A 22,255-nucleotide genomic window follows, 5' to 3' on the forward strand; every position below is an offset into this window, starting at 1 on the left:
AACAGCCGGATCCACCTCACCTTGCTGACGCGGCGCGTGCCCCGGCCCCAGCGGCCATTGGTTCTCATGGTCGCAGCGTAGGCATCAGTACGGCCCTCGCTCGTCGCCTGAACGTGGCATTGAGCACTACCGCGGTCGCGGTAGGCCGTGGATGTGGGCGACGGGCCCCCTCCAAGACCGGCGGCCAGTCGCCGGTGTCGGTAAGGCCGCAGGACGGAACACAGGTCCGTAGGCATGCGGCATGCCGCAGAACCAGCGAACGCACGGTGTCGGGCTGCGTGACAGCTACACGCTGCACCTTCGTACACCCCCAGGGCCTCCCACAGCGACAGTTGACGCCTGAACGCCGCCTGCCTATTGTCCTGTAAAACGAAACTATAATCCTGAGAAGAGGGACACGCGATGGCGATCACTGGCCTCGGTCACACGGGTTTCTGGGTGCAGGACCTCGACGCGATGCGCGACTTCTACACGCGGGTCCTCGGTCTGACCGTGACCGACGAGGACGAGGAGCTGGGCATCGTCTTCTTCTCCTCCTGCCCGGAGGAGGAGCACCACGAGTTCGTCCTCCAGCGTGGCCGGACCGCGCCGCAAGGCACCAAACTCACGCATCAGGTGTCATGGCGAGTGGACTCACTGGAGTCGATCATCGACTTCCACCACCGGTTCCGCGCCGAGGGCATCGAGGTACAGCAGGAGGTCACCCACGGCAACGCGATAGGCATCTACTTCTTCGACCCCGAGGGCAACCGCAACGAGGTCTACCTGCGGGTCGAGCGCGATGTGCGGCAGCCGTTCCGCAAGTCCCTCAACCTCGACCAGGACCCCGCCGACGTGTTCGCCGAGGTGGAACGGCTCTTGACCGAGGGCGGCCCCGCATACCAGCCGGCTCAGTAACCCACCGCGCCCCGCACCCACCGCCGACCAATGGAGCCCTGCCCATGAGCAACCCACAGACGCCGCCTCCGGAACCGCAGCGAGGATCCCCCTCCGCCGCCTCGCCGGTGCAAGCCGACGTGCTTGTGGTCGGCGCCGGCCCGACGGGCCTCACAGCCGCGCATTTGCTCGGCTCCCTCGGCGTACGCGTCATGCTGGTCGAACGGAACCAGACCACCAGCGACGACGCCAAGGCGATCAGCCTGGACGACGAGTCGCTGCGCACGCTGCAGTCGGTCGGTGTCGACAAGGCCGTATACCCGATCATCGTGCCCGGTACGGGCACGAAGTACTTCGGCGTCGACGGGCGGCCCCTCGTGCACGCCCGCGGACTCGGCGACCAGCGCTTCGGGCACCCCTTCAAGAACCCCTTTGCCCAGCCCGACCTCGAACGGGTGCTGCTCAAGGAGCTACGCCGCCGCCCCGACGTCGAAACCCGCTTCGGCACAAGGCTGTTCTCGCTGGAACAGCACGCCGACCACGTCCGGGTCGGCGTCGGGCCGAGCGACGAACCGGAAGCGGCCGAGCACCTCGCCGTCTCGTACGTCCTCGGCTGCGATGGCGGACGCAGCACCGTTCGGGAACTGCTCTCCATACCCATGCGTGGGGGCAGCTTTCCAGACGTATGGCTGGTCGCCGACACGCTCGGCGACCCCCACGACCAGCGATACGGTATGCACCTCGGAGACCCCGGCCGACCCACAGTCATTGTGCCGGGCCGCGAGGGGCGATGCCGATACGAGTTCCTGCTGCGCCCCGGAGAGGGCACACCTGGTGCTCCCCCGCCCTTCGAGCTGGTGCGCGAACTGCTGCGGCCGTACCGAGCGATCACTCCGGACCAGGTCGAGCGCGCTGTGGCGTACGCATTCCATGCTCTGCTGGCCGACCGGTTGCGCGACGGACGCTGCTTCCTCCTGGGCGACGCCGCACACATGATGCCGCCTTTCGCCGGCCAGGGCCTCAACTCCGGTGTCCGGGACGCGGCCAACCTCTGCTGGAAGATCGCCGAAGTCGTAGCCGGGCGAGCCGGAGAAGCGCTGCTCGACACATACGACGTCGAGCGTCGCCCGCACGCCCAGGCTGTGATCAACCTTTCTGTCCGGCTCGGCCGCATCGTGATGACCACCAACCGTGGCCGGGCGCGGCTGCGGGACCTGCTGGTACGCACCGCCATGCGAACGTCGCCCGGGCGCCGCTACCTCACCGAGATGCGTTACCGCCCGAACACCCGCGTACGGTCGGGCGCGATCGTCTCTCTTGACGCCAAGGCCAAGTCACCGGTGGGTACGGTGCTTCCGCAGCCGCGCGTCCTCTACGGCCCACAGCACCGGGTCACCCCGTTCGACGACGTACTCGGCCGCGGCTGGAGCCTGCTCGGCGTACGGGTCACCGAAGCCGACTGGGACGCCGCGGAACGCGCCGACCTCCCCGCAGGCACGCGGGTCGACGTGGTCCTCGACGACCGCTCCGCCCGCGACCATCCGGGGCGCGTCGGTGTCGCCGACGCCGACGGCCGGCTCCAGGCCCTCTTCGAGAGGCACACCGGGCGCTTCGTGCTCGTTCGCCCGGACCGGCTGATTGCGGCTGTGTTCGAGCCCGGCCAGATCGACCTGGTTTCCCGAAGCCTCCAACGGTTCGCACCCGGCCCAAGCCATGGTGTCTCCGTTCCGGACACGGAAAGCCCGGCAGAGATCAACCTGGAGGACGGCAGACCGTCGGCCGCCCGGACCACGCACTCCCTCACCCACGACGCCGCCGAGATTCAAGGAGGACCCCGATGAGGCTCAGCACCATCCGCCTACAGGACAACCGCGGCACGGCCGCCGCGCGCCAGGAAGGAGACGAACTCGTTCTGTTGCCCTACCCCGACGTCGGGAAGCTGCTGTCGAGCGGCGACGACTGGCCGGAGCGCGCAGCCGCCGAGGGGGGTTACCGCTTCCCGGTCGGGACGGCTTCCCTGGCCCCCGTCGTCCCCCACCCCAACAAGATCGTGTGCCTGGGACTCAACTACGCCACGCACATCAAGGAGATGGGCCGTCCGACCCCGGCCCACCCGACCCTGTTCGCCAAGTACGACGGCTCGCTCGTCGGCGCGTACGACGACGTCCACATGCCGCCGGTGAGCGATGACCTGGACTGGGAGGCGGAGCTGGGGGTGGTGATCGGGCGCCGCGCACGTCATGTGTCCCAGGACCGAGCGCTGGCGCACGTCGCCGGATACACCGTCGTCAACGACGTAACCGTCCGGGACTGGCAGCACCGCACCCGCGAGTTCCTGTCCGGCAAGACCTTCGAGGCCACCACTCCGGTGGGACCTTCGCTCGTCACGCCGGACGAACTGCCACCCGGCGCCTCCGGCCTGACGATCAGTTGCAGCGTGGACGGTCACACCATGCAGAAGTCCAACACGGCGGACCTGCTCTTCGATGTCGCGTCGATCATCGCCTATGTCAGCACCATCATCACACTCCTACCCGGCGACCTGATCGCTACGGGTACCCCGGGAGGTGTCGGTGTCGGCCGTGATCCGAAGGTCTTCCTCCGCCCAGGGCAGGAACTCGTCACGACCATCGAAGGGGTTGGTGAGATTCGCAATACGGTCGTCAAGGACCAGTTGTGACTCCTGGCATCCCCTACGGCCACCCAACGCGCTAAGGTGTCTCACATGTCAGGATCCGCGTCCCCCAGCTATCGCGAGCGCAATTCCACGGCCGACCGGGCCCTGGACATCCTTCTCATGTTCACCGACACACAGCTCGTCGTTTCCGGTAGTGCGGTGGCCGAGCGGCTGGGCGTGGCGCGCTCGACCGCCTACCGGTATCTACAGAGCCTCGTGAGCAGCCGCTTCCTCGAAGAAGCACCCGGAGGAGGATTCCGTCTCGGACTGCGCGTCATGGAGATCGCCCGACTCGCACGACGCAGCTACGGCCTGTCCGAGGTGGCTCTCCCGGTGATGACGGAGCTCGCCGAGGACGTGCACGAGACGGTTCTGCTCACCAGGCGAACCAGAGAGCTCGTCGTGTGCGTCGACATGGCCCAGACCGGCACGCGTGCCGTGCGCATCTCCTACGAGCGGGGCAGCACCCTCCCCCTCAACGCCGGCGCGTCGGCGTTGGTTCTGCTGGCCTGGCTTCCCCAGGAGGAAGCCAGGCGGCTTCTTGAATCCGCAAGCCTGCACCGTTTCACGCCTGCCACTCTCACGGACGTCGACATCCTCATGAAGCGACTGGACCACATCCGGCGCGCCGGCTACTCGGTCACCCGGGGCGAGCTCGACCCCGACGTGATGGGCATCGCCGCTCCCGTCCGCGACGAGCGGCAACAGGTCGTGGCAGCGGTGAGTGTCGCGGCCCTGGCCTCCCGGGTGTTCCCCGAGGCCGAGGCGGAGTTCGCCCGGAAGGTTCAAGAGACGGCGCAGAAGATCAGCGAGCGGCTGATCGCCGTCGGGGGCTGACACCGACGGTCGAGGTGAACCGCAGGCGGGTGACCGCGGCAGTCGGGGGGATCGCCGACCCTGCCCGGCGTGACGGGTTCCCCGCCATTCCTGACGCACACCGGTGTGTCACTCGCGTCGGACACCAGGACCGTGGTCAGCATGACCGGGTCGGCGGCTGCCTCCGCGGCGGCCGTCCACTCCTGCCCCCGCAGCATCCACCCGTCAGCCTCGACACGATCATGCCCAAGATCCTCGCCGGCGCCCGCACCGACCGTCTCGCGCACCATGCTCGCCTCGATCGAGACGACCACCGGCGACTCGCACCGCCTCGCCGAAGCACTTGCCGGGAAGAGAGCAGTTGGGTATCTCGATGGCCGTTGACATCCGCCGAGTCCTACGAGGCCACCATCACCCTCGCACCGCTTCTGATGTGGGCGTGACACATGGACGACAGCCCCTGGCTAGGAGAGCTTGAGCAGCAGTTCGCTGAGTTCGCTCGGCATGGTGATCATGCAGTCGTGGCCGGTCGGCAGCTCCCAGACCCGCGCGGCAGTGCCATTGGGCTGGATCGGGAGGACAGGACGACGGGTGACGCCCGCCGGCGCGGCGCCGACACTGTGGATGTGCGTACGCGGGATCGCGTTCACGGCCGGGTTGTCCAACCGCACCGGCTGCTGCAGACAGCGCACCGGATGGTCCGAGAGCATCCCGCGCAGCCAGGCGACGTCCGCCGGGTCGGTGACGCCGAACAGGCCGAGAGGCGCGGGCTGCTCGGGCATCGGCGGCACGCGCCAGCCGCTCTCTGACTTCTCGGCGAGCTCCATCAGCTGTCGCGTGACAGGTTGGGCATCGAGCGCAGACTCGCCGTCCTCCGGGACCATGGCGTCGAGGTAGACCAGGTGCGCGATGCGTTCGGGGGTCCGGTTGGCCGCGGAGGAGATCACCAGGCCCGCGTAACTGTGGCCGACGAGCACGACGTCGCTGAGGTCCCCCTCGGTGAGGAGCCCGACCACGTCGTCGACGTGCGTATCGAGCCCCACTTCCGGACCCAGTAGGTGCGCCTTGTCGCCATAGCCGGTCAGGGACGGCGCGAACACCCGGTGTCCGGCAGCCTCCAGCAGCGGCACCACTCGCTCCCAGCACCGTCCGCTGTGCCAAGCACCGTGCACCAGCAGGAATGTGGACATAAGTAGATCAATTTTCCCTTCGCAGAAGCAGAAGAGCACGGCCACGCGCATGCCGACCGAACATGTTGCCCGTGTCACACATGCGCCCCCTCGCACAGAGAGGGAAGGGAGCCGAGCGCGCCCGGGGCCGACGCCAGGACCAGAGCGGCCTGCCGACCTCGACTGCGACCTCCGGCAGACGTCACCGCGGACGCCCGAAGCCGCCCAGCCACCATCGAGACCCTACTGCTTCTTGCATGCAATGCAAATACTACGCTCGTCGCAATTCTCGTCCCCAATGGCATGACTGGGAGTGTCTGCAACGCTCACAGTCATGCAGACGGCGTGAAGGCCACGACCATCGCGCGCCGCTGGGAGTCACGCGGGAAGGAGCGCAGTGGGCACCCGCCTGCGATCTCGAACCGGAGGAACAAGGCCAGCCCAGTCGGCGACCATACGATCATGGGCCGTGACAACATCGTGCATCGGTTGGACATGTTCCAAGTGCGCGGCTGGGGCACCTCCGCCGACGGGAGCGATCACGCGGTCAGCGAACTCTGCGCGCCCAAGAAACGCCGGCCCGCCGGCACACCTCTTGACATCTGACACCCATCAAGGAAACGTCCTAGATATCAAAATGTCAGTCCTGCTTAACGGGACAGTGAAGGTGAGATTTCCATGGCAATCCGGTTGGCCCGCGCGCGGGGACAGGAACCTCTCGGGGCGATCTACAGGACGAGACGCGGGCCCTCAGGAGACCGCGGCCCGGGCCCCACCTGACAGCAGCGGTCCAAGCGCCCACCACGTTTGCGGCGCCCACCAAGTGCACAACTACGGTCCGCCTGCCTCGCTGCTCAACGCCATCTCCTACGTGTACCGGGAGTGGCTGTACAAGCAGGCCGGGTTCGCCAGTTGCCGGCGGTGTGGCGGTGGGCCCGCGCTCGGTGCAGGCGCTCAAGCAGGTCCTGACGGCCCTGAAGGTGATGCCGGTCCCGGAAGCGCGGCGGATCCCGTTCCTCTTCCAGCGACGAGCTGGGCCGGTGGGTCGATGCCCTGCAGGTAGAGGCGGGGCGACTCGGTTGAGTCGTGTGGTTCGAGGCGCGCCTTGGGCGTGGGCCCCCAGCAACTCAACCCGCAGGAGTGCCAGCCAATGGCCGACCCTCACATTCAGACTATGCAGAACGGAACATCATGACCTTTCTCAACACAGCCGATTGGCAGGGGCGGATCTTCTCCGGCGGGTGGGCGAAGGGCTCGGGCGAGCCGTACGACTCCGTCGAGCCGGCGACCGGCAAGACGCTGGGCCGTGTCGGCGCAGCCACGCCCGACGATCTGGACCGGGCCGTGGCACACGCGGTGCGGGCCCAGCGCGCGTGGGCGGCGCTCCCGTATGTCGATCGGGCGCAGGTCCTGCGGCGCGCCGCAGCCCTGTTCGAGAGGCACCAGGCGGAGATAGCGGAGTGGGTCGTGCGCGAGTCGGGCGCACTGCGGCCGTTCGCGGAGCTCCAGACGTCGCACGGTTCAGCCGAGGAGTGCTACGAGGCCTCGGCGCTCGCAGCGGCTCCCTTTGGCGAAGTCCTCCGCTCGGTCGAGGACCGCCTCTCGTTCTCGCGACGACGCCCGGTGGGCGTGGTGGGTGTCATCTCCCCGTTCAACGCGCCGTTGGTGCTGGCCATGCGGGCGGTGGCCCCGGCGCTGGCCCTCGGCAACGCGGTCGTCCTCAAGCCCGATCCGCGCACCTCGATCTGCGGCGGCGTCATCATCGCGCGTGTCTTCGAGGAGGCGGGGCTTCCCGAGGGAGTTCTGCACGTCCTGCCCGGTGGCACCGACGTCGGAGCCGCACTGGTGGACGACCCGCGCGTGCCCGTCATCGCTTTCACGGGGTCCACGCGGGCGGGTAAGGCGATCGCAACGGCTGCCGCGCAGCGGTTGAAGCGGGTGCATCTGGAGCTGGGCGGCAACTCGGCGCTGATCGTCCTGGACGACGCCGACCTGGACAAGGCCGTGTCCGCTGGCGCGTTCGGCTCTTTCCACCACTCCGGGCAGATCTGTATGGCCTCCAGCCGCCATCTCGTACATGCCTCGATCGCCGAGGAGTACACGGCCCGCCTCGCCGAGCGCGCCGACGCGGCGCCCGTGGGCGATCCGATGAAGGGCGAGGTCTTCCTCGGCCCAATGATCGATCAGCATCAGCTGCAAGCCACCCACGCCATCGTCTCCGCCACTCTGGCCGCCGGCGCACGGCTCGCCGCGGGTGGCACCCACGAGGACCTGTTCTATCGGCCCACGGTCCTGGCCGAAGTACCGCTCACCGCCCGCGCCTACGCGGAGGAGATCTTCGGGCCCGTTGCGCCCGTGGTGGCCTTCAACGATCTCGACGAGGCCGCTCGGCTGGCCGCCGACACCGAGTACGGCCTCTCCCTCGGCATCCTGACCCGCGACATCGGTAAGGGCCTGGCGCTGGCCGACCGAATCCCGACCGGGCTGGTGCACATCAACGATCAGACCGTGAACGACGAGGCGACCGTCCCGTTCGGTGGCGTCGGCGACTCCGGCAACGGATCCCGTCACGGCGGCATCGTCCCCAACCTCGAAGCCTTCACTGAGCAGCAGTGGGTCACAGTCCGAAGCGAGATACCTGCTTATCCGTTCTGACCGTGGCTGCCCTGGCCGCACGGCCCGGCCATGGGGAGAGCCGCCCGGCAAGCGGCCCTCGTTCCAGCAGACCGAAGCTCCCACCCCGCACCCGGAGCACTCCAATGACCTCAGTCACCCCCGGCCCAGGCCTGATCGACCATGCCACCGACCTGGGGCGCACCCCGCTCGCCCGCGTCAGGCTCCCCAGCCGCGTCCCCTTCGGCTTCCACGGCAACTGGGCCGATCACGCGACCCTGGACCGCGCTGTCGCGACCCTCACGGCGGTAGCGCGGCTGGTGTAGCCCGGCCCGATTGAACGTTTTGGCGGTGCCCATCAGTCACCGAGGGCACCGCGCCGGATCCGGCCGGTCAAGGTCGCGGTGTCGATCATGTCGGCGTGGACACGGATTCGGTCGCCCGAGCCACGCGGACGATTCCGGTTGAGCCGTCCGCCGGTCCCTGGGGGGGGCGATGGGACGGGCGGCCGGTGGGATTGCGGCTTCGACCCGCGAGTGATCGATGTCGGCGCCGGAGTGTGGACGGTCAGCGGAAGGCAAAGTGCTCGGCATGCAGTTGGTGCCGGGAGATGCCCTCGGGAGCGCACCGTCGGACGGCGCGGACGGTGTAGTCGGCTCGTGGCACCCGATCAGCAGGAGAAAGGGCACGGTGGCCTCACAGCGTCGAGACGGATTGGCCCAGGGCACGGACCCGGAGTGCGGTGACAGACTTGCGCATGCCGTATGCGACAACGGTCGAACGGCCATCAGGATGCTTCCAGGTGAGCAGGGCACGCCCCTCGCCCATCCGGCCCTCCACAGCGGTGGGTCCAGCAGTGAGGGGCAGAGGGCCGACGACCTTGAGGGTGAGTCCGGCGACCTCGGTCCAGAAGTAGTCGTCGTGCGGCGGTCCTGCGGGCGGAAGTCCGAGGACGGAGGCGGCAGCGACCTTGCCCTGAGCGACAGCGTTGGACCAGAACGGCGCACGCCGGTCGGGGCCACTGTCGTCGGCGCGGAGATACGTGACGTCGCCGGCGGCGAACACACCCGGCACCAGAGTGGCGCAGGTGTGATCGATCCCGACACCCAGCTCATCGGCCAGACCTGTGCCCGCGAGCCAGCCCGTGCAGGGTGTCTCCCCGGCGCAGGTCACCACCAGGTCGGCGGTGAGCTCCGTACCACCGGGCAGCGTCACCCCGTGCACGGGGTCGCCCGTCAGCATGGCGAGGCCGGACGTCCGCACGCACTGGATGCCGTACGCCTCGGCGCGCGCCGTGATCGCAGCTGACAGATAGCCACCGAGGAGCCGCTCCAGAGGCCGGTCGATGTCCACGATGCAGACTGGTATGCCACGGGCCGCGCACGCGCTGGCCACCTCCATGCCCAGGAAGCCCGCACCGACCACGATCGCGGAGGCGGCGGCTTCCAGACGGCTGCGCAACAGGCGGGCGTCATCCAATGTGCGCAGGACCAGTTCGCCGCGTTGGCCGGGTTCGGCGAGCCGACGGGCCTCAGCACCTGTGGCGATGATCAGTGCGTCGTAGCGGAATTCGCGCCCGTCCGTGGTGATGACGGTGCGCCGGCTCAAGTCCGCAGCGATGGCGGCTGAGCGGACGATGCCGATCTCAAGCCCGTCGATGTCCTGTACCAGCGAGTCGTCGGCGCCGGGGCCCCTGAGGACGGCCTTGGACAGCGGCGGCCTGGAATAGGCCCCGTGCCCTTCGGCGCCGATGACCGTGACCGGGCCGGCGTGGCCCAGCGTCCGCAGTTCTCGTGCAGCGGTCGTGCCGGCAAGCGACTCCCCGACGATGAGCACCGAAGGGGCCGTCACGACACCACCCGCAGTGCGGCGACGGGACACACATTGACGGCGGTCCGAGCTGCTGACCGGTGCTCGTCGGGTACATCGGCGCCGTCGAAGCGATAGATGAGTTCGGCTTCGCCGTCCAGGCTGAAAACGTGCGGGGCCTGGTCCGCGCACAAGCCGTGTCCTTCGCAGCGGGCGTAGTCGACGGAGATCTTCATGGTGGTGTCCTTGGACAAGGGGTTGTGACCGGAGGAACGGGCAGCCGCCTAGGCGGGAATGAGCGCGAGCGGGAGGTACTCGTAGCGGTGGATGAGGTTGTTGAGAGCCCATTCGGGCGTGCCGGTCGACTCGATCCGCTCGACGCGGTTGACCAGGGCTCGGAGCATCGCTGAGGTCTCCATGCGGGCCAGGCCTTGTCCGGCGCAACCGTGGGTGCCCTGTCCGAAGCCGAGTTGACGGGATGCGTCGCGGCGGATGTCGAAGGTCTCCGGCTCGTCCCATTCCAGCGGGTCGCGGTTGGCGGAACCGTAGACGACCAGTACCCGGGAGCTCTTGGGAAGTGGGGTGCCCGCGAGTTCCGTGTCGCGGGCGACGCTGCGGGAGAAGGCCCGGATCGGGGACTCGTAACGGACGACCTCGTTGACCGCGTTGGGGATGAGGCTCGGGTCCGCCTTCAGCAGGTTCCACTGTTCGGGGTGGGTGGCGAAGAGGTACAGAGCGCTGGAGATGGCGCTGATTGTGGTGTCAAGGGACGGCGCGAGGTAGTCGATCATCATCGTGGCGCACTCGGCGCGCGGGACACGGCCCTCGTCGGCCGCACAGACCAGATCGTGGCCCATGCTGCCGTCCAGTACGGATCGATCGCGGACGACACGGCGGGCGTAGCGCATCATGCCGAGAGACGAGGGAAGGGTACGCACCGACTGGCGGTTGAGCGGGCCAAGGCTGTCGAAGGCGGCGCCGGCCCAGCGCAGCAGGTGCTCACGGCCCTCCTCGGGCCAGCCGATGAGGTCGGGGACGACGGACATGGGCAGGGCCGCGGCGAGTCCCACGCCGTCGATGTTCCGGGCGGCGACCGCGGCCTCGACAATGGCGGCAGCCTGCCCCTCCACAGTGGCCGTCATCGCGCGCAGTGCCCTGGGAGTGAGCCGGTGAGCGACCTGGCCGCGGCGGCGGGAGTGGTCCTCACCGTCGCTGAAGAGGGTGGTGCCTCGTCCCACGCGGTTGGCGAGGGGATTGAGGGCGACTCCCTCGCCAGAGATGAAGGTTTCTTCGTCGAGGAGGACGGCCTTGCATTCGGCGTAGCGCGGCAGGGCGTAGACCTTGTGCTTGTTCAGCCACGCTATGGGGCCGAGGGCGCGAAGCGCGGCGTAGTGGGTGTGGGTGTCGCGGATCGCCGCGGCCGAGTAGATGTCGGCGCGGTAGACGGGGACGTCAGTGCGGGCAGGCATCACAGGTCCATTCCGAGGTGATTCACATGGCGATCAGGGCTGCGAGACAGACGACGAGCACGGCGCAGGCGAGCGCGGGAGCCATGCCACGGATGCCGTCGCCCTTGCGCCCGTGGGTGATCACCGGTCCGGCCATCAGGAGCAACGACCCGGCAGCGGCCAGGATGCCGAGTACGGGTACGGCCAGACCCAGCGAAACGCCGGCTGCCCCGGCACCTCGTCGTCACAGCTCCGACTCGGTGCGGGCGGCGATCACGAAACCGAAGTACCACGCGGACACCTCGGGCCGGCCCAGGTCCGGCTTCTCGAAGTCCAGCCACACCAGGTCCGCCACCTTGATCACCGGATTCGCGCAGCACCCGAGGCGCTCGCTGCGCAGGGCGCCACTCTCGCTCCGGAGATCTTGCCGGGGCGTCTTGAGGCGCGTGCGTTCGACCTCGCCGACGCCGGTTCTGGACATGATGCCCTCCGAGAAAACACAGATCGATTGATGACATCATCAATCCTGCTGAATAAGTCGTCAATGGCAATCCCCAGGAAAACTGACAGCTTCATCAGAACTGCTGTCGGCACGTCGACGCCGCCACGCGTTCGCCCGGTACCTACGAGTCACCTCTGCCGAGCTGCTGGCCAGCCCGCGACCGCGAGGACCGCAAGCAGACCGAGGCCCGTGGTCAGGCTGCCGGGCTCCCCACGCCGTCAGAGTCGTCCCGGGTAGTTCGGCGGGCGTCACTCGGGGCACAGCGATCACCCGCCAGCGTGCGTCGCCCTGCTGGCGACGGTGAACGGTCGGCCGCCGCGGGCGGCGACCGCGGCCGTCTCCAGCCGGGGCAGGGCCGGTCCGCCCGTGTTCCGCGCCCGGTTCGCCACTGCGAGGGAGTGGATGCTGCTCCCGCTGGTGCCGTCCTTCGCGAGATACGTGATGACGGTGTCGCTGAGGACGTCCGTGCTTGAGTCCGGCAGTCCTGCGGACGGCCTCTGCTAGGCGCCCTGCTCTGCGGCCCTTGGCGGCAACGCGGCGAACACCTGTGCGGTGGCACGGAGTTGGACATCGACGCGGTCCTCCATGTAACCGCGCAGGGCGCTGCCGGTGAGCAGGGCGAACGCCGTGAACCCGGCCGCCGACAAGGCGACGGCCAGCAGCAGCACCCGGCTGCGGAGGGACGCGCGCGCCCACAGCGCACGGACACGGCGGGGCCCGGTCACGGCTTCGGTCCGCGTAGCACGTAGCCCACACTGTGCACGGTGTGGATGAGCCTGGGACCGCCGTTGTCGATCTTGCGGCGCAGATAGCTGATGTAGGTGTCGACGATCCCGGTGTCGCCGTTGAAGTCGTAGTTCCATACGCGCCCGAGGATCTGCGGCTTGGAGACCGTGCGTCCGGCATTCGTCATCAGGTAGTGCAGCAGCCGGAATTCGGTGGGTGACAGGCGCAAGGGCTCACCCGCGCGAGTCGCCTGGACACCATCGGCGTTCAGCTCCAGGTCGGCCACGCGCAGCAGTGCAGTGGGGTCGCCGCTGGTGCGGCGCAGCACTGCACGGATGCGGGCGATCAGCTCCTGGAGGTCGAACGGCTTTGTCACGTAGTCGTCGCCGCCCAGTCCCAGCCCTTCGATCTTGTCCTGGGTCGCGTCCCTGGCGGTGAGAAACACGACTGGGATGTGTCCAGTACGACACGCTGCGGCCGCGCGGTGCAGCTCGCGCAGCCGGCGGATCACCTCGAAGCCGTCCAGGTCGGGGAGCATCACATCCAGCAGGACCAGATCCGGCGAGGTCTCCCGCGCCCGGTCCAGGGCCTCCTGGCCCGTCCCGGCCGAGGCGACGGTGAAACCGGCGTGCCGAAGCGCCGCGCACAGCAGTTCCCGCACGGTGGGTTCGTCCTCCACGACCAGAAGGTTCACGCCGGTGACGGCCATCGCGTCGAGTTCAGTTTCGCCACCCGTACCAGGCAGGGCAGAGGGCTCAACAGCTGTCAAAGCAAACCTCCAGGCGAGCGGGGAACTCTCTTCCGGCTCACCGGGAGACGAGGGTCATGGCAGAAAGCGCGGCCCACGGCAGCGGGAATCCTGCCGGGCAGACTTCGCAAGCGCGCTGTCTTCACCGTACAAAGTCATTCTGTCAACGCGACGAGCGGCCACCGCGAACCGCGGACAGCAGGCTTCCAGCGCTCCCGGCCAGCGCGCCGACCAGCAGCCCGAAGACGACCGTCCGCAGCACGCCGCCGCTCAGCTCGGCCCGCATTCCTCCCATTTCGCTGCCGAGCACGCTGACGCCGAAATGCCCGGACGCACCCACCAGCCAGGCAGCCATGCCCAGGACGACCGCTGTGACGACTGCGTGCCGCAAACACGAACCACAGCGCGACGGTGCCGACCAGCGTGACCCCGGGATGTGGTGGCAACCATGCAGGAAACGCTCCGCTTCGCTCGTCGAGCGGGAAGCACGCGGCGCCGATCGGGGGAGTAACGGCGCCGCGTGCCCTGGGGACGCCGCACACGCTGGCGGTTCCGGGTACGACGTTCCCGAGAGGTTCTGAGAGGCTTCTGAGAAGCGGAGAGAAACGATGCAGATCACGGAGGCCCATGGCCGAAGGGATGGACTTTTTCCCAGGAACTTCCCAGAACCTCACTGAACTTGGAAACAAAGCCGTACCGCTGGTGTCCCGGCTCGCCACCGTCATCCGCGCCGGCGCCGCGGAATGGGTCGTCCGGGTGTTCCAGCCGACCTCGGTGACGGTACGCGGCTCACCGTGGACCGCGCGGGCGTCTACCGGATCGGCTCCCCGTATCTCGCCGCCCTGCTCAGCGGTCCGACCTCCAGGTACTCGCTCGCACCTGCCACGAAGGCAGGGATGTCGATGGCGGTGCCGGTGTTGCGCTTGCCGGCGCAGGTGAGGGTGGCGACGGCGGGGAGAGCGGTCAGACCCGTCCTCCGGCACACACTGCCAACGGTGTGGAGGAAGCCGGTGAGGGCACCCCGTTTTCACGGAGCCCTCACCGGCTGGTCTGCTTCGACGCCGTCGTGTCAGACGCGTGCCAGCGCCCGCTCCTCGTCCGGATCCGCGCCGCTGTCGTTGCCCTGTGTGCGCAGGCCTGCGCCCTCGACGTCCACGTTGGGCAGCGCGCGGTCCAGCCACTTCGGCAGCCACCAGGCGCTCTTCCCGAGCAGTGCGAGGACGGCCGGGACGATGGCCATGCGGACGATGAACGCGTCGAAGAAGACCGCGGCCGCCAGCCCGAGGCCCATCATCTTGATCATGGACTCGCTGGAGCTGATGAAGCCGGAGAAGACGGACATCATGATGATCGCGGCGGCCGTGACCACGCGTGCGCTGTGCTTGAAGCCGGTCACCACGGCCTGCTTGGGCTCCTCGCCGTGGACGTAGGCCTCGCGCATCCGGGTCACGAGGAACACCTCGTAGTCCATCGCCAGGCCGAAGATCACGCCGATCATGAAGATCGGCACCAGCGACATGATCGGGCCGGTTTCCTCGACACCGAGCAGACCGGCCAGCCAGCCCCACTGGAAGACCGCGACCACGGCGCCCAGTGCGGCCAGCACCGACAGCAGGAACCCGAGGGCCGCCTTCAACGGCACCAGGATCGAGCGGAAGACCACCATCAGGAGCAGGAAGGCCAGGCCGACCACCAGCGCCAGGTAGGGGATCAGCGCGTCGCTCAGCTTCTGCGAGAAGTCGATGTTCATCGCCGTCGTGCCGGTGACCAGCACCCGGGCGTCCGTGTCGGCCCTGATGCCGTCGGCCTTGTCACGGATGTCGTGCACCAGGTCCTCGGTCTTCGTCGAGGACGGCTTGGAGTCCGGTATGACGGTGATCGTCGCCGTGTCGCCGGCCTTGTTGAACATCGCGGGGGTGACCGTCGCGACGTCCTTCAGGCCCTTGACCTCGTCGGCCACCGTGGTGGCGGCCGCCTTCGGGGCACTGCTGTCCTTCGTGTCGACGACGATCATCAGCGGGCCGTTGAAGCCGGGGCCGAAGCCTTCCGAGAGGAGGTCGTAGGCCTTTCGCTGCGTCGTGGACGCCGGCTTCGTGCTGTCGTCGCCCAGCCCGAGGTTCAGCTGGGTCACCGGGATGGCCATGGCCCCCAGGGCGACCACGCCCAGCACCAGGACGGCGGCGGGACGGCGGACGACGAAGCTTCCCCAGCGGGTGCCCATGTTGGGCTTGCCCTCGGTGTTCTCCCGCGCCTTCCTGCCACCGAACCGCTTGCTCTTCTTGCCCGTCGGCTGGATCCTCCGGCCCACGTAGCCGATCATCGCGGGGATCATCGTGAGGGCGATCAGCACCGCGAGCACGACCGTGCACGCCGCCGCGAAACCCATCTTGGTCAGCACCGGGACGTCGACGATCCAGAGGCCGACGAGTGCGATCACGACCGTCAGCCCGGCGAAGACCACTGCCGAGCCCGCCGTGCCCGTGGCCCGTCCGACCGCGTCCTCGCGTTCGCGGCCCTCGGCCAGTTCGGACCGGTAGCGGGAGAGGATGAACAGGGCGTAGTCGATACCGACGGCGAGGCCGATCATCATGGCCAGGATGGAGGTGGTGTCCCCGAGGTCGAGCGCGTTGGCGAGGGCCGTGATGCCCGCGTAGCCGATACCCACCCCGATGAGGGCGGTCAGCAGCGGCAGCCCGGCCGCAACCAGCGAGCCCAGCGTGATGACGAGGACGACCGCGGCGACGGCGACACCGATGAGCTCTCCGGCACCCGACGAGGGCGAGTCGTCGAGCACGTCACCGCCGATCTCGACGGTCACCCCGGAGTCCCGGGACTTTTCCACCGTCTTCTTCAGGAAGTCCTTGGTGGAGTCCTTCAGTTCCTTGGCCGGGGCGGTGTACTTCACCTGCGCGTAGGCGATCGTCCCGTCCTTGCTCACCGCGTTGTGCTGCGTGAACGGGTCGGTGACGGAAGCGACCTCGGGGCCCGTGCCGAGTTTCTTCACGGTCTGCTCGACGAGCGTCTTGTTGTCGGCGTCCGTCATCTTCTCGCCCGCGGAAGCCTTGAAGACGACGTTGGCACTCCCTCCGTCGGCGTCAGAGCCTGGCGAGCGCTGCGCCAGCAGGTCATAGGCCTTCTGGGACTCGATGCCGGGGATCGAGTAGGACGATGCACCCGCGGCGGGCGCGTTGAAGGCCGCGACGCAGGCGGCGGCCAGCAGGGCCGCCCAGAACAGGGCGATGAAGTGCCGTCGCCGGAAGGCGAATCGGCCGAGTTTGTACAGGAAGGTAGCCACGGGACGTACTCCCGATCAGGTCGAGGATGAGCAAGGCAGGATGGACCAGCCCGTACAAGGGCAGGACTGATCGGCCCACGGGGAGGCAGGGTCGATCGGCCCTCCGTACAGAAAACTGGTCCGCCCGACGACGTGAGCAGTCGCGTCAGGTGGTGCTCAGCTGCCGGTCAGGCAGTGACCGTGCTGTCTTTCACCGCGTTGGCACGCCGAGGGCGGGGAGGACCACGGCGTCGATGTACGAAAGGAGGAACTCCTGCGTCGGTGGCAGTTCGTCGAGCAGCATCCGGGTGACGTAAGAACCGAGCATCATGTGCGGCACGTACTCGATCGCCGGATTGTCCGCACGGACCTCTCCGCGGTCGATGGCACACTGCACCACCTGGCGGAAGTCCGCCGTCTCCGGATCGACCAGGAACTCCCGGAAGGCCCGGAGGAGTTCGGGATTCGTGTGCACCACCATGAACAGGCCCCGCATCAGCGCGGAGTGCTGTTCCATTGCGCAGTCGTCCACGCGCTGGGCGAGTGCGTGGAGATCACCCCGCAACGAGCCGGTGTCGACGTCGGCGATGCCGCCCGGCTTGCTGAACCGCATCGCTTTCGCCACCAGTTCGGCCTTGCCACCCCACTGGCGGTAGAGGGTGGCCTTGCTGGAGCGGGTGAGGGCGGCGACGGCGTCCATGGTCAGGGCCTCGTAACCGACTTGCCGGAGCCGGTCGAGCACGGCCCTGTACAGATCCGCCTCACGCTCGGGCGTGAGTCGACTGCTTCGCGCCGTTGCGGTCTCAGTCATCCCACACTCCTCTCTCTCACACGAGAAACCGGCCCGGACAGCCCGACAGCGCGGAGCCCAGACCACGGATCCAAACGAAACCGTTTCGTACACCACGACGGTACCCCCAACATTGCAGTCGATGCAACCTTGCACATGATGCAACCAAGGAGCCCCGAGTCCGCGTCGGTTCGCTCGGATATCCGCCCCAGGCTCGCCAGGCCGACTCGCTGGGGCGGCTGATGTCGTAGTGGCGGCGTACGCCGCCGAGTCCTTCCGGGGTGAGGAAGGTCTGTCTGCCGTCGGTCTTGGCGTCGTGAAGTGCACCGGCTCTTACGGAGCCGCCCTGGCCCGGCATCTGCGGGCCGAAGGTATCGAGGTGACCGAGGTCGATCAGCCCGACAAGGCCGCCCGACGGCGTCACGGCAAGACCCACGCAATCGACGCCGAAGCGGCAGCTCGTGCAGTCTTGCCTCGTCGTGACGCCCTCTTCAGGGCCATGCTCCGCACCAGCCCGCCGGGCCCCACGGCGCCGGCACCGGCACCGGCACCGGGCGAGAGCGCCTGACGCCGCCCTCCTCGACGAGTCGGGGAAACAGCCCGCGCCCAGCCGATGGCGACCGAACGACTATGAGCATCGGATCCGGCAGGTGGGATGGTGCGGTCCACCGCCGGACGACGGCGACAGGCGGCGTTCTGGGTGATCGCACTCACCGACCGTCAGGGCAGGGCCGTTTTCGGTGGGCCGGAGCCGCCTCCCGTAGGGGGCCGCGGACAGCCCTGACCTCGTCCTCGCGACGGTTCGCGATGAGACCCGGCTCCCGCTCCCCCACAGTCCGAGAAACGGACGACCACCACCGGGTGGTCACGGCTGGGCAAAGGAACCGCTGGACCGTGCTGCGCCGCCCGTACGGAGGGGCACTCGATCTGCACGCCACCGCTGGTGGTGCCGATCACCTGGGGAAGGAAACCGTCATGTACATAGGTCTGGGAACCATCGTCCTCATCATCGTCATCGTCGCGGTCGTCATGATGCTGCGCCGCGGCTGACGGGTGCCCCGCGCCGGCGTCGCCAGCGGTGGACGGACGCCCGGAGTGATCCCCAGGCCCGTCGGACTGATCGTCGACGACGCCATCCCACGGATCACCCGACGCTGACGCACTCCATGTGCTGTGGCCGGCATCGGAAACGAGGAGATCAGTTCACGGGATGGCCAGGCGTGATGTCCAGCGCGTCGTTCAGGGACAGTGGAGTGGTCCGGCTGCCCGCGACGCTGCTCACCGTCTCCGGGGCCAGCAGGAAACCGACATGGTCGCCGCCGTCGATCCGGTCCTGCACGCGACCGACGAACCAGGCAGGAGCTTCGTCGAGGACGGGAGATCCGCCTGGCCCTGGGTGCCATGGGACGTCGGCGAACTTGTCGATGTGATCGCCGGTCTCGCCGCCGAAGAGCCGGGCCAACCGGTCCTGGTCCCCTCGGAGCAGATGAACCGTGAGCCGTTCGGCCTGCTCGGCCACCCGGAACGTCCGATTGGCCCTGGACAGCCAGACCATGAACCGGGGCGGCCTGATCGAACACTGCGAGCCGAATCCGACCAGACAGCCCGCCCGCTCACCGGCGGCCTCCGCGGTCACGACGTACAACGGATAGTCAAGCAGGTCGGAGAACGGATCGAGGTCGGTCACGGTACTCGGCTCCTGGCTCAAGATGTCGGCTGCCGGGCAGGACTTCGAAGCTTCCGCTGCCGGCTGGTCCACGCGCCCGTCGATCCGGGCGCCGGGACGCCACTGTTCACCGGCGGAGCGCCGCGCACGCCAGTCCAGCTGAGCACAACCCCGGCGTCGACCGCAAAGTACCCGACCCACGACGTCCTCCGACACACCGACACAGCCGTCGACGCCCCCCCGCCGATCGAATGGTTTCTTGACGCCCCCCAGCAGGCGCCGGAGGGCCCAGGGCCGGAGGGGGAACACGGCAGCCGATCAGGATGGCGTGAAGCCGGGCTCTAGCGCTTCGCGCCGGTGTCGCCCTCATCGTCTGGTGGGTCCTGCTGGTTCCTGCCGCCGGTGGCGGAGGCGTCCCCATGCTCGTCCAACAGCTCCAGCAGCGCAGCGTCTGCTCTCTTCCGGTCTTCCTTCGTCAGTTCGACCGGTGCGTTGTTGTAGACGTTGTAGCGATCCGGGTCGACGATGTTGGCGGCCCGCAGGGTGAACGTCAGCAGGCGGCGCCACCCCTTGCGGTGGCCGACCCTCGCTTGCAGCTGGACCTTGTAGTCACGGGCTTCCGGGAGGAACCCGGAGAAGGGTGCCTCGAACTCGATGAAGAGTTGTTGCGCTTGTCTGCCGGGAACGACGAAGCCGGCGGGCAGTTTCGCGTCCTCGTCCGGCCCCGGCTGGAGTCGGGACGGTGAGGACACCCACAGCAGCGGCAGGTGGGAAGCGGGCTCGTCAGGGAAGGTCAGCAGGAGGTCCTGCACGACGATCGGTTTGGGGCCGGTGTTGTGAAGGACGAGCGGGAGCCGCAGGCGGGCCGTGGAAGAGTGGACGATCGCGGCGAAGGCGTGAGGTTCCCACGTCCTCAGGTGCCCTTGCCTGGCGTTGAGCCACCAGAACGACGCGACGGTGAAGAGCAATGCGCAGGTCGACACCACGCCGGCGCCTGTGAGTGATGAGGACGCGGCCTGATCGGTCGCGGCCGTCAGCGGAACCACACATTCAGTGTGCCAGCGACGGCGTGGGCTCGCTCACAGGACTCAGGGGCGTCCGCCGCCTGCGCGCAGCAGCTGACGAGCCGAGACCGGCAAGGAGCACGAGCTGGGGCTCGGCCTCGCCCCGGACGGCGCCCATGAGGTCACACGACGACCGCTGCCCGAAGCCGCCTGACAACGTCCTGCACCTGGAACGCAGCCGCCTGTGGTGCCACGCCGGCGGCGACGAGGCAGGCGGTGGCCGCGGCCACGCCCGTGGGGTCCGTCCACCTGTTCGCGGCGTTCTCCTCGGCGAGGGCCAGCGTCAGTGCTTCCAGCGCCTGGGCGAGGACGGGGGCCGGGACATGGTCTGCGAACACGCCTTGGTGTTGACCACGTCGGATGTTCGCGACGGCCTCTTCGCGGGCGGGTGCCAGCGTGGCGCGGATCGCTGTCTCCTGTGGGTGGCGGCGTCCCAGGGCGATGAGCATGCGGTACTGGTCACCCATCGCCCATGCCGCCAGCACCATGCGCGCCGTCGCCTCGACAGGATCGGCATCCGGGATGCGAACTGCGGCGAACGCCCGCTGCAGCGCTTGTTCTGCTCCCTGCGTCAGCTCGGCGACCAGGGCCTCCCGGCTGGGGAAGTGTCCGTAGAGGGTGCGCCGGGCGACGCCGGCCGCCTTGGCGATGCTGTCAAGAGACGTGTCCGGGTCGTCCCGCAGTTGCTGCCGGGCGGTCGCGAGGATGCGTCTGTGGTTGGAGTGAGCGTCCCTGCGCTGCGGAGTGCGGCCCGGGCGGTCGGTCGTCTGCATGGCTGCCTCTCTCCACGGTTGCCGGAGAAGCGTGGGCTCCGGCGCTCCCTCAAGCACCGGAGCCCACTCACCCCTTCCCGAGGTGGCTTGGTGTCCTGCCGGCGGGGGTTCAGGGGACGAGGATGAGGCGGATCGGGTCGCCGATCTTGTTCTCCAGACGGTTGACCGCGTCGGCCGCGTCGATGAGCGGGATGTGATCCGTGATGGAGGGGGCCAGGTCGAGGCGGCCGGCCGCGGTCAGCCGCACGAGCTCGGAGACCGACTCCGGGGTGCCGCCGTAGTGACCGCGCACCTGCTTCTGCAGGTAGTTGAAGGTCAGACCCTCGGTGATGGTGAGCGGCCTCGGGGTGATGCCCACCAGGATCAGGGAGCCGCCCAGGCCGAGCACGGAAGCTGCCTGCTCGCGGACGGCGGGTACGCCGGCGCAGTCGAAGGCGAAGTCCAGGCCCCGTCCTTCGGTGGCCGCGCGGACCTGGTCGGCGAAGTCGGGGGCGGCCGGGTCCAGGGCGTGGTCCGCACCGAAGGCGAGGGCGCGCTCGCGGGCGCTGGGCAGCGGGTCCACGGCGATGATCGGCGCGGCGCCGACCAGGCGGGCGAGGCGTACGTTGTGCGCGCCGACTCCGCCCACGCCCCACACGCCCACGGACTGGGCGGGACGGACGCCCGCGGTGGTGACGACGGCGGCGTAGGGGGTGGAGACCGCGTCGGGGATGATCGCCGCCTGGTCGAAGGGGAGGCTGTCCGGGATGGGGATGAGGGTGTCCTCGCGGGCTGTCACGTACTCGGCCCAGCCGCCGTCGTAGTCGATGCCGGCGGTGAGCATCTGGGTGCAGGGGCGGCGGCGCACGCATCCGGCGCACTTGCCGCAGGTCTTGCCGGCCTCCAGGGTGACGCCGGTGCCGATGGTCAGGCCGCGCCTGAGATCGGGGCCGAGGGTGTGGACCACACCGGCGACCTCGTGGCCGACGGTGACGGTGTCGGAGGTGGCGAACAGCGGGACGAGGGAGCCGTCGAGGAGGTGGACGTCCGACAGGCAGACGCCCGCGGCCTTCACCTCGATGAGGACCTCGCCCGGGCCCGGCACGGGGATGGGGACCTCCTCCACGGCGAACTTCTTGCTGTCCAGGTGGAAGCGTCCGGCGAGCATGGTGTCCATGACGACCTGCTTTCTCTGAGCGGCACCGCCCGGTGGTTCGGGACACGGGTGCCGTGTGGTGTCTGAGGGCTTGCGGTGGCCGGGCGGCGGGCGGCGGGGGATGCCGCACGCCTCCCGGCGGCTGGGGGGCACGCGCCTTGACGCCGTG

The 22,255-nt window shown here is 68.7% G+C and carries 22 protein-coding genes and 2 pseudogenes; 8 read left to right on the forward strand and 16 right to left on the reverse strand.

Annotated elements, in window-relative coordinates; genetic code table 11:
* Window positions 1-402: 402 nt before the first annotated feature.
* Genes OHB00_RS07150 through OHB00_RS07165 form a run of 4 tightly spaced genes read left to right on the forward strand, consistent with a single transcriptional unit; the run spans window position 403 to window position 4,390 of the window.
* Entirely contained in the window at window positions 403-897 is a 495-nt protein-coding gene (locus tag OHB00_RS07150; protein ID WP_406432384.1) for a VOC family protein, read from the forward strand.
* Between the two features lie 44 nt (window positions 898-941).
* The gene (locus OHB00_RS07155; protein WP_406432386.1) at window positions 942-2,717 is read left to right on the forward strand and encodes a bifunctional 3-(3-hydroxy-phenyl)propionate/3-hydroxycinnamic acid hydroxylase; all 1,776 of its coding nucleotides are present in this window, start codon (window positions 942-944) and stop codon (window positions 2,715-2,717) included.
* The gene (locus OHB00_RS07160) at window positions 2,714-3,556 is read left to right on the forward strand and encodes a fumarylacetoacetate hydrolase family protein (protein WP_406432388.1); all 843 of its coding nucleotides are present in this window, start codon (window positions 2,714-2,716) and stop codon (window positions 3,554-3,556) included. The genes OHB00_RS07155 and OHB00_RS07160 overlap by 4 nt, the downstream gene beginning before the upstream one ends.
* A 45-nt stretch (window positions 3,557-3,601) precedes the next feature.
* Window positions 3,602-4,390, forward strand: coding sequence for an IclR family transcriptional regulator (locus OHB00_RS07165; protein WP_406432390.1), 789 nt, complete (start codon window positions 3,602-3,604; stop codon window positions 4,388-4,390).
* Window positions 4,391-4,833: 443 nt separating this feature from the next.
* On the opposite strand, the gene OHB00_RS07170 is transcribed toward OHB00_RS07165, so the two are convergent.
* Window positions 4,834-5,559, reverse strand: a complete 726-nt coding sequence (locus OHB00_RS07170) for an alpha/beta fold hydrolase (RefSeq protein ID WP_406445643.1) — start codon at window positions 5,557-5,559, stop codon at window positions 4,834-4,836.
* Between the two features lie 324 nt (window positions 5,560-5,883).
* On the opposite strand from OHB00_RS07170, the gene OHB00_RS07175 reads away from it, so the two are divergent.
* From OHB00_RS07175 to OHB00_RS07185, 3 genes are all read left to right on the forward strand, one after another.
* A complete protein-coding gene (locus tag OHB00_RS07175; protein ID WP_406432393.1) occupies window positions 5,884-6,144 on the forward strand; it encodes a hypothetical protein in 261 nt (86 codons plus the stop codon).
* A gap of 585 nt (window positions 6,145-6,729) precedes the next feature.
* Window positions 6,730-8,193 (forward strand): benzaldehyde dehydrogenase, encoded by a 1,464-nt coding sequence (locus tag OHB00_RS07180; protein ID WP_406432395.1) that lies wholly within the window; start codon window positions 6,730-6,732, stop codon window positions 8,191-8,193.
* A 104-nt stretch (window positions 8,194-8,297) separates the two neighbouring features.
* The gene (locus OHB00_RS07185; RefSeq protein ID WP_406432397.1) at window positions 8,298-8,477 is read left to right on the forward strand and encodes a carotenoid oxygenase family protein; all 180 of its coding nucleotides are present in this window, start codon (window positions 8,298-8,300) and stop codon (window positions 8,475-8,477) included.
* Window positions 8,478-8,847: 370 nt separating this feature from the next.
* Here OHB00_RS07185 and OHB00_RS07190 read toward each other — a convergent pair whose 3' ends face one another.
* From OHB00_RS07190 to OHB00_RS07240, 11 genes and pseudogenes are all read right to left on the reverse strand, one after another.
* Complete coding sequence (locus tag OHB00_RS07190) at window positions 8,848-10,002, reverse strand: NAD(P)/FAD-dependent oxidoreductase (protein ID WP_406432399.1); 1,155 nt, start codon at window positions 10,000-10,002, stop codon at window positions 8,848-8,850.
* Window positions 9,999-10,196 (reverse strand): ferredoxin, encoded by a 198-nt coding sequence (locus OHB00_RS07195; RefSeq protein WP_406432401.1) that lies wholly within the window; start codon window positions 10,194-10,196, stop codon window positions 9,999-10,001. Before OHB00_RS07195 ends, OHB00_RS07190 begins: the two co-directional genes overlap by 4 nt.
* Window positions 10,197-10,244: 48 nt before the next feature.
* Window positions 10,245-11,429, reverse strand: coding sequence for a cytochrome P450 (locus tag OHB00_RS07200; protein ID WP_406432403.1), 1,185 nt, complete (start codon window positions 11,427-11,429; stop codon window positions 10,245-10,247).
* A gap of 22 nt (window positions 11,430-11,451) precedes the next feature.
* Window positions 11,452-11,631: pseudogene (locus tag OHB00_RS07205) on the reverse strand (invasion protein); the annotation flags it as partial.
* A gap of 24 nt (window positions 11,632-11,655) precedes the next feature.
* A pseudogene (locus OHB00_RS07210) lies at window positions 11,656-11,889 on the reverse strand (2,3-dihydroxybiphenyl 1,2-dioxygenase); the annotation flags it as partial.
* Between the two features lie 521 nt (window positions 11,890-12,410).
* Window positions 12,411-12,635: a hypothetical protein gene (locus tag OHB00_RS07215; protein WP_406432405.1), complete on the reverse strand. Its 225-nt coding sequence runs from the start codon at window positions 12,633-12,635 to the stop codon at window positions 12,411-12,413.
* Window positions 12,632-13,345 carry a response regulator transcription factor gene (locus OHB00_RS07220; RefSeq protein WP_406432407.1) on the reverse strand — a complete coding sequence of 238 codons (714 nt, stop codon included), beginning with the start codon at window positions 13,343-13,345 and terminating at the stop codon, window positions 12,632-12,634. Before OHB00_RS07220 ends, OHB00_RS07215 begins: the two co-directional genes overlap by 4 nt.
* Before the next feature lie 202 nt (window positions 13,346-13,547).
* Window positions 13,548-13,775 (reverse strand): hypothetical protein, encoded by a 228-nt coding sequence (locus OHB00_RS07225; RefSeq protein WP_406432409.1) that lies wholly within the window; start codon window positions 13,773-13,775, stop codon window positions 13,548-13,550.
* 420 nt (window positions 13,776-14,195) lie between these two features.
* A complete protein-coding gene (locus OHB00_RS07230; RefSeq protein WP_406432411.1) occupies window positions 14,196-14,369 on the reverse strand; it encodes a hypothetical protein in 174 nt (57 codons plus the stop codon).
* Window positions 14,370-14,453: 84 nt separating this feature from the next.
* Complete coding sequence (locus OHB00_RS07235) at window positions 14,454-16,679, reverse strand: MMPL family transporter (RefSeq protein ID WP_406432413.1); 2,226 nt, start codon at window positions 16,677-16,679, stop codon at window positions 14,454-14,456.
* A 190-nt stretch (window positions 16,680-16,869) separates the two neighbouring features.
* On the reverse strand, window positions 16,870-17,469 hold the full coding sequence (locus OHB00_RS07240) for a TetR/AcrR family transcriptional regulator (protein ID WP_406432415.1): 600 nt from the start codon (window positions 17,467-17,469) through the stop codon (window positions 16,870-16,872).
* Between the two features lie 873 nt (window positions 17,470-18,342).
* Between OHB00_RS07240 and OHB00_RS07245 the strand changes: the two genes are divergently transcribed.
* Entirely contained in the window at window positions 18,343-18,498 is a 156-nt protein-coding gene (locus OHB00_RS07245; RefSeq protein WP_406432417.1) for a hypothetical protein, read from the forward strand.
* Window positions 18,499-18,646: 148 nt separating this feature from the next.
* Here OHB00_RS07245 and OHB00_RS07250 read toward each other — a convergent pair whose 3' ends face one another.
* From OHB00_RS07250 to OHB00_RS07265, 4 genes are all read right to left on the reverse strand, one after another.
* On the reverse strand, window positions 18,647-19,135 hold the full coding sequence (locus OHB00_RS07250; RefSeq protein ID WP_406432419.1) for a flavin reductase family protein: 489 nt from the start codon (window positions 19,133-19,135) through the stop codon (window positions 18,647-18,649).
* A 320-nt stretch (window positions 19,136-19,455) separates the two neighbouring features.
* On the reverse strand, window positions 19,456-20,160 hold the full coding sequence (locus tag OHB00_RS07255; protein ID WP_406432421.1) for a hypothetical protein: 705 nt from the start codon (window positions 20,158-20,160) through the stop codon (window positions 19,456-19,458).
* Window positions 20,161-20,300: 140 nt separating this feature from the next.
* A complete protein-coding gene (locus OHB00_RS07260) occupies window positions 20,301-20,951 on the reverse strand; it encodes a TetR/AcrR family transcriptional regulator (RefSeq protein ID WP_406432423.1) in 651 nt (216 codons plus the stop codon).
* Window positions 20,952-21,060: 109 nt separating this feature from the next.
* Entirely contained in the window at window positions 21,061-22,107 is a 1,047-nt protein-coding gene (locus OHB00_RS07265; RefSeq protein ID WP_406432425.1) for a zinc-binding dehydrogenase, read from the reverse strand.
* Between the last annotated feature and the right edge of the window lie 148 nt (window positions 22,108-22,255).

This window comes from Streptomyces sp. NBC_00631 (genome assembly GCF_045206895.1).
GTDB lineage: Bacteria > Actinomycetota > Actinomycetes > Streptomycetales > Streptomycetaceae > Streptomyces.

Bases quoted from the DNA above. Each gene is read 5' to 3' on its own strand.
- OHB00_RS07150 (WP_406432384.1), top strand. From the start codon at position 403: ATGGCGATCACTGGCCTCGGTCACACGGGTTTCTGGGTGCAGGACCTC.
- OHB00_RS07155 (WP_406432386.1), top strand. From the start codon at position 942: ATGAGCAACCCACAGACGCCGCCTCCGGAACCGCAGCGAGGATCCCCC.
- OHB00_RS07160 (WP_406432388.1), top strand. From the start codon at position 2,714: ATGAGGCTCAGCACCATCCGCCTACAGGACAACCGCGGCACGGCCGCC.
- OHB00_RS07165 (WP_406432390.1), top strand. From the start codon at position 3,602: ATGTCAGGATCCGCGTCCCCCAGCTATCGCGAGCGCAATTCCACGGCC.
- OHB00_RS07170 (WP_406445643.1), bottom strand. From the start codon at position 5,559: ATGTCCACATTCCTGCTGGTGCACGGTGCTTGGCACAGCGGACGGTGC.
- OHB00_RS07180 (WP_406432395.1), top strand. From the start codon at position 6,730: ATGACCTTTCTCAACACAGCCGATTGGCAGGGGCGGATCTTCTCCGGC.
- OHB00_RS07185 (WP_406432397.1), top strand. From the start codon at position 8,298: ATGACCTCAGTCACCCCCGGCCCAGGCCTGATCGACCATGCCACCGAC.
- OHB00_RS07195 (WP_406432401.1), bottom strand. From the start codon at position 10,196: ATGAAGATCTCCGTCGACTACGCCCGCTGCGAAGGACACGGCTTGTGC.
- OHB00_RS07200 (WP_406432403.1), bottom strand. From the start codon at position 11,429: ATGCCTGCCCGCACTGACGTCCCCGTCTACCGCGCCGACATCTACTCG.
- OHB00_RS07220 (WP_406432407.1), bottom strand. From the start codon at position 13,345: ATGGCCGTCACCGGCGTGAACCTTCTGGTCGTGGAGGACGAACCCACC.
- OHB00_RS07240 (WP_406432415.1), bottom strand. From the start codon at position 17,469: ATGACTGAGACCGCAACGGCGCGAAGCAGTCGACTCACGCCCGAGCGT.
- OHB00_RS07260 (WP_406432423.1), bottom strand. From the start codon at position 20,951: ATGCAGACGACCGACCGCCCGGGCCGCACTCCGCAGCGCAGGGACGCT.
- OHB00_RS07265 (WP_406432425.1), bottom strand. From the start codon at position 22,107: ATGGACACCATGCTCGCCGGACGCTTCCACCTGGACAGCAAGAAGTTC.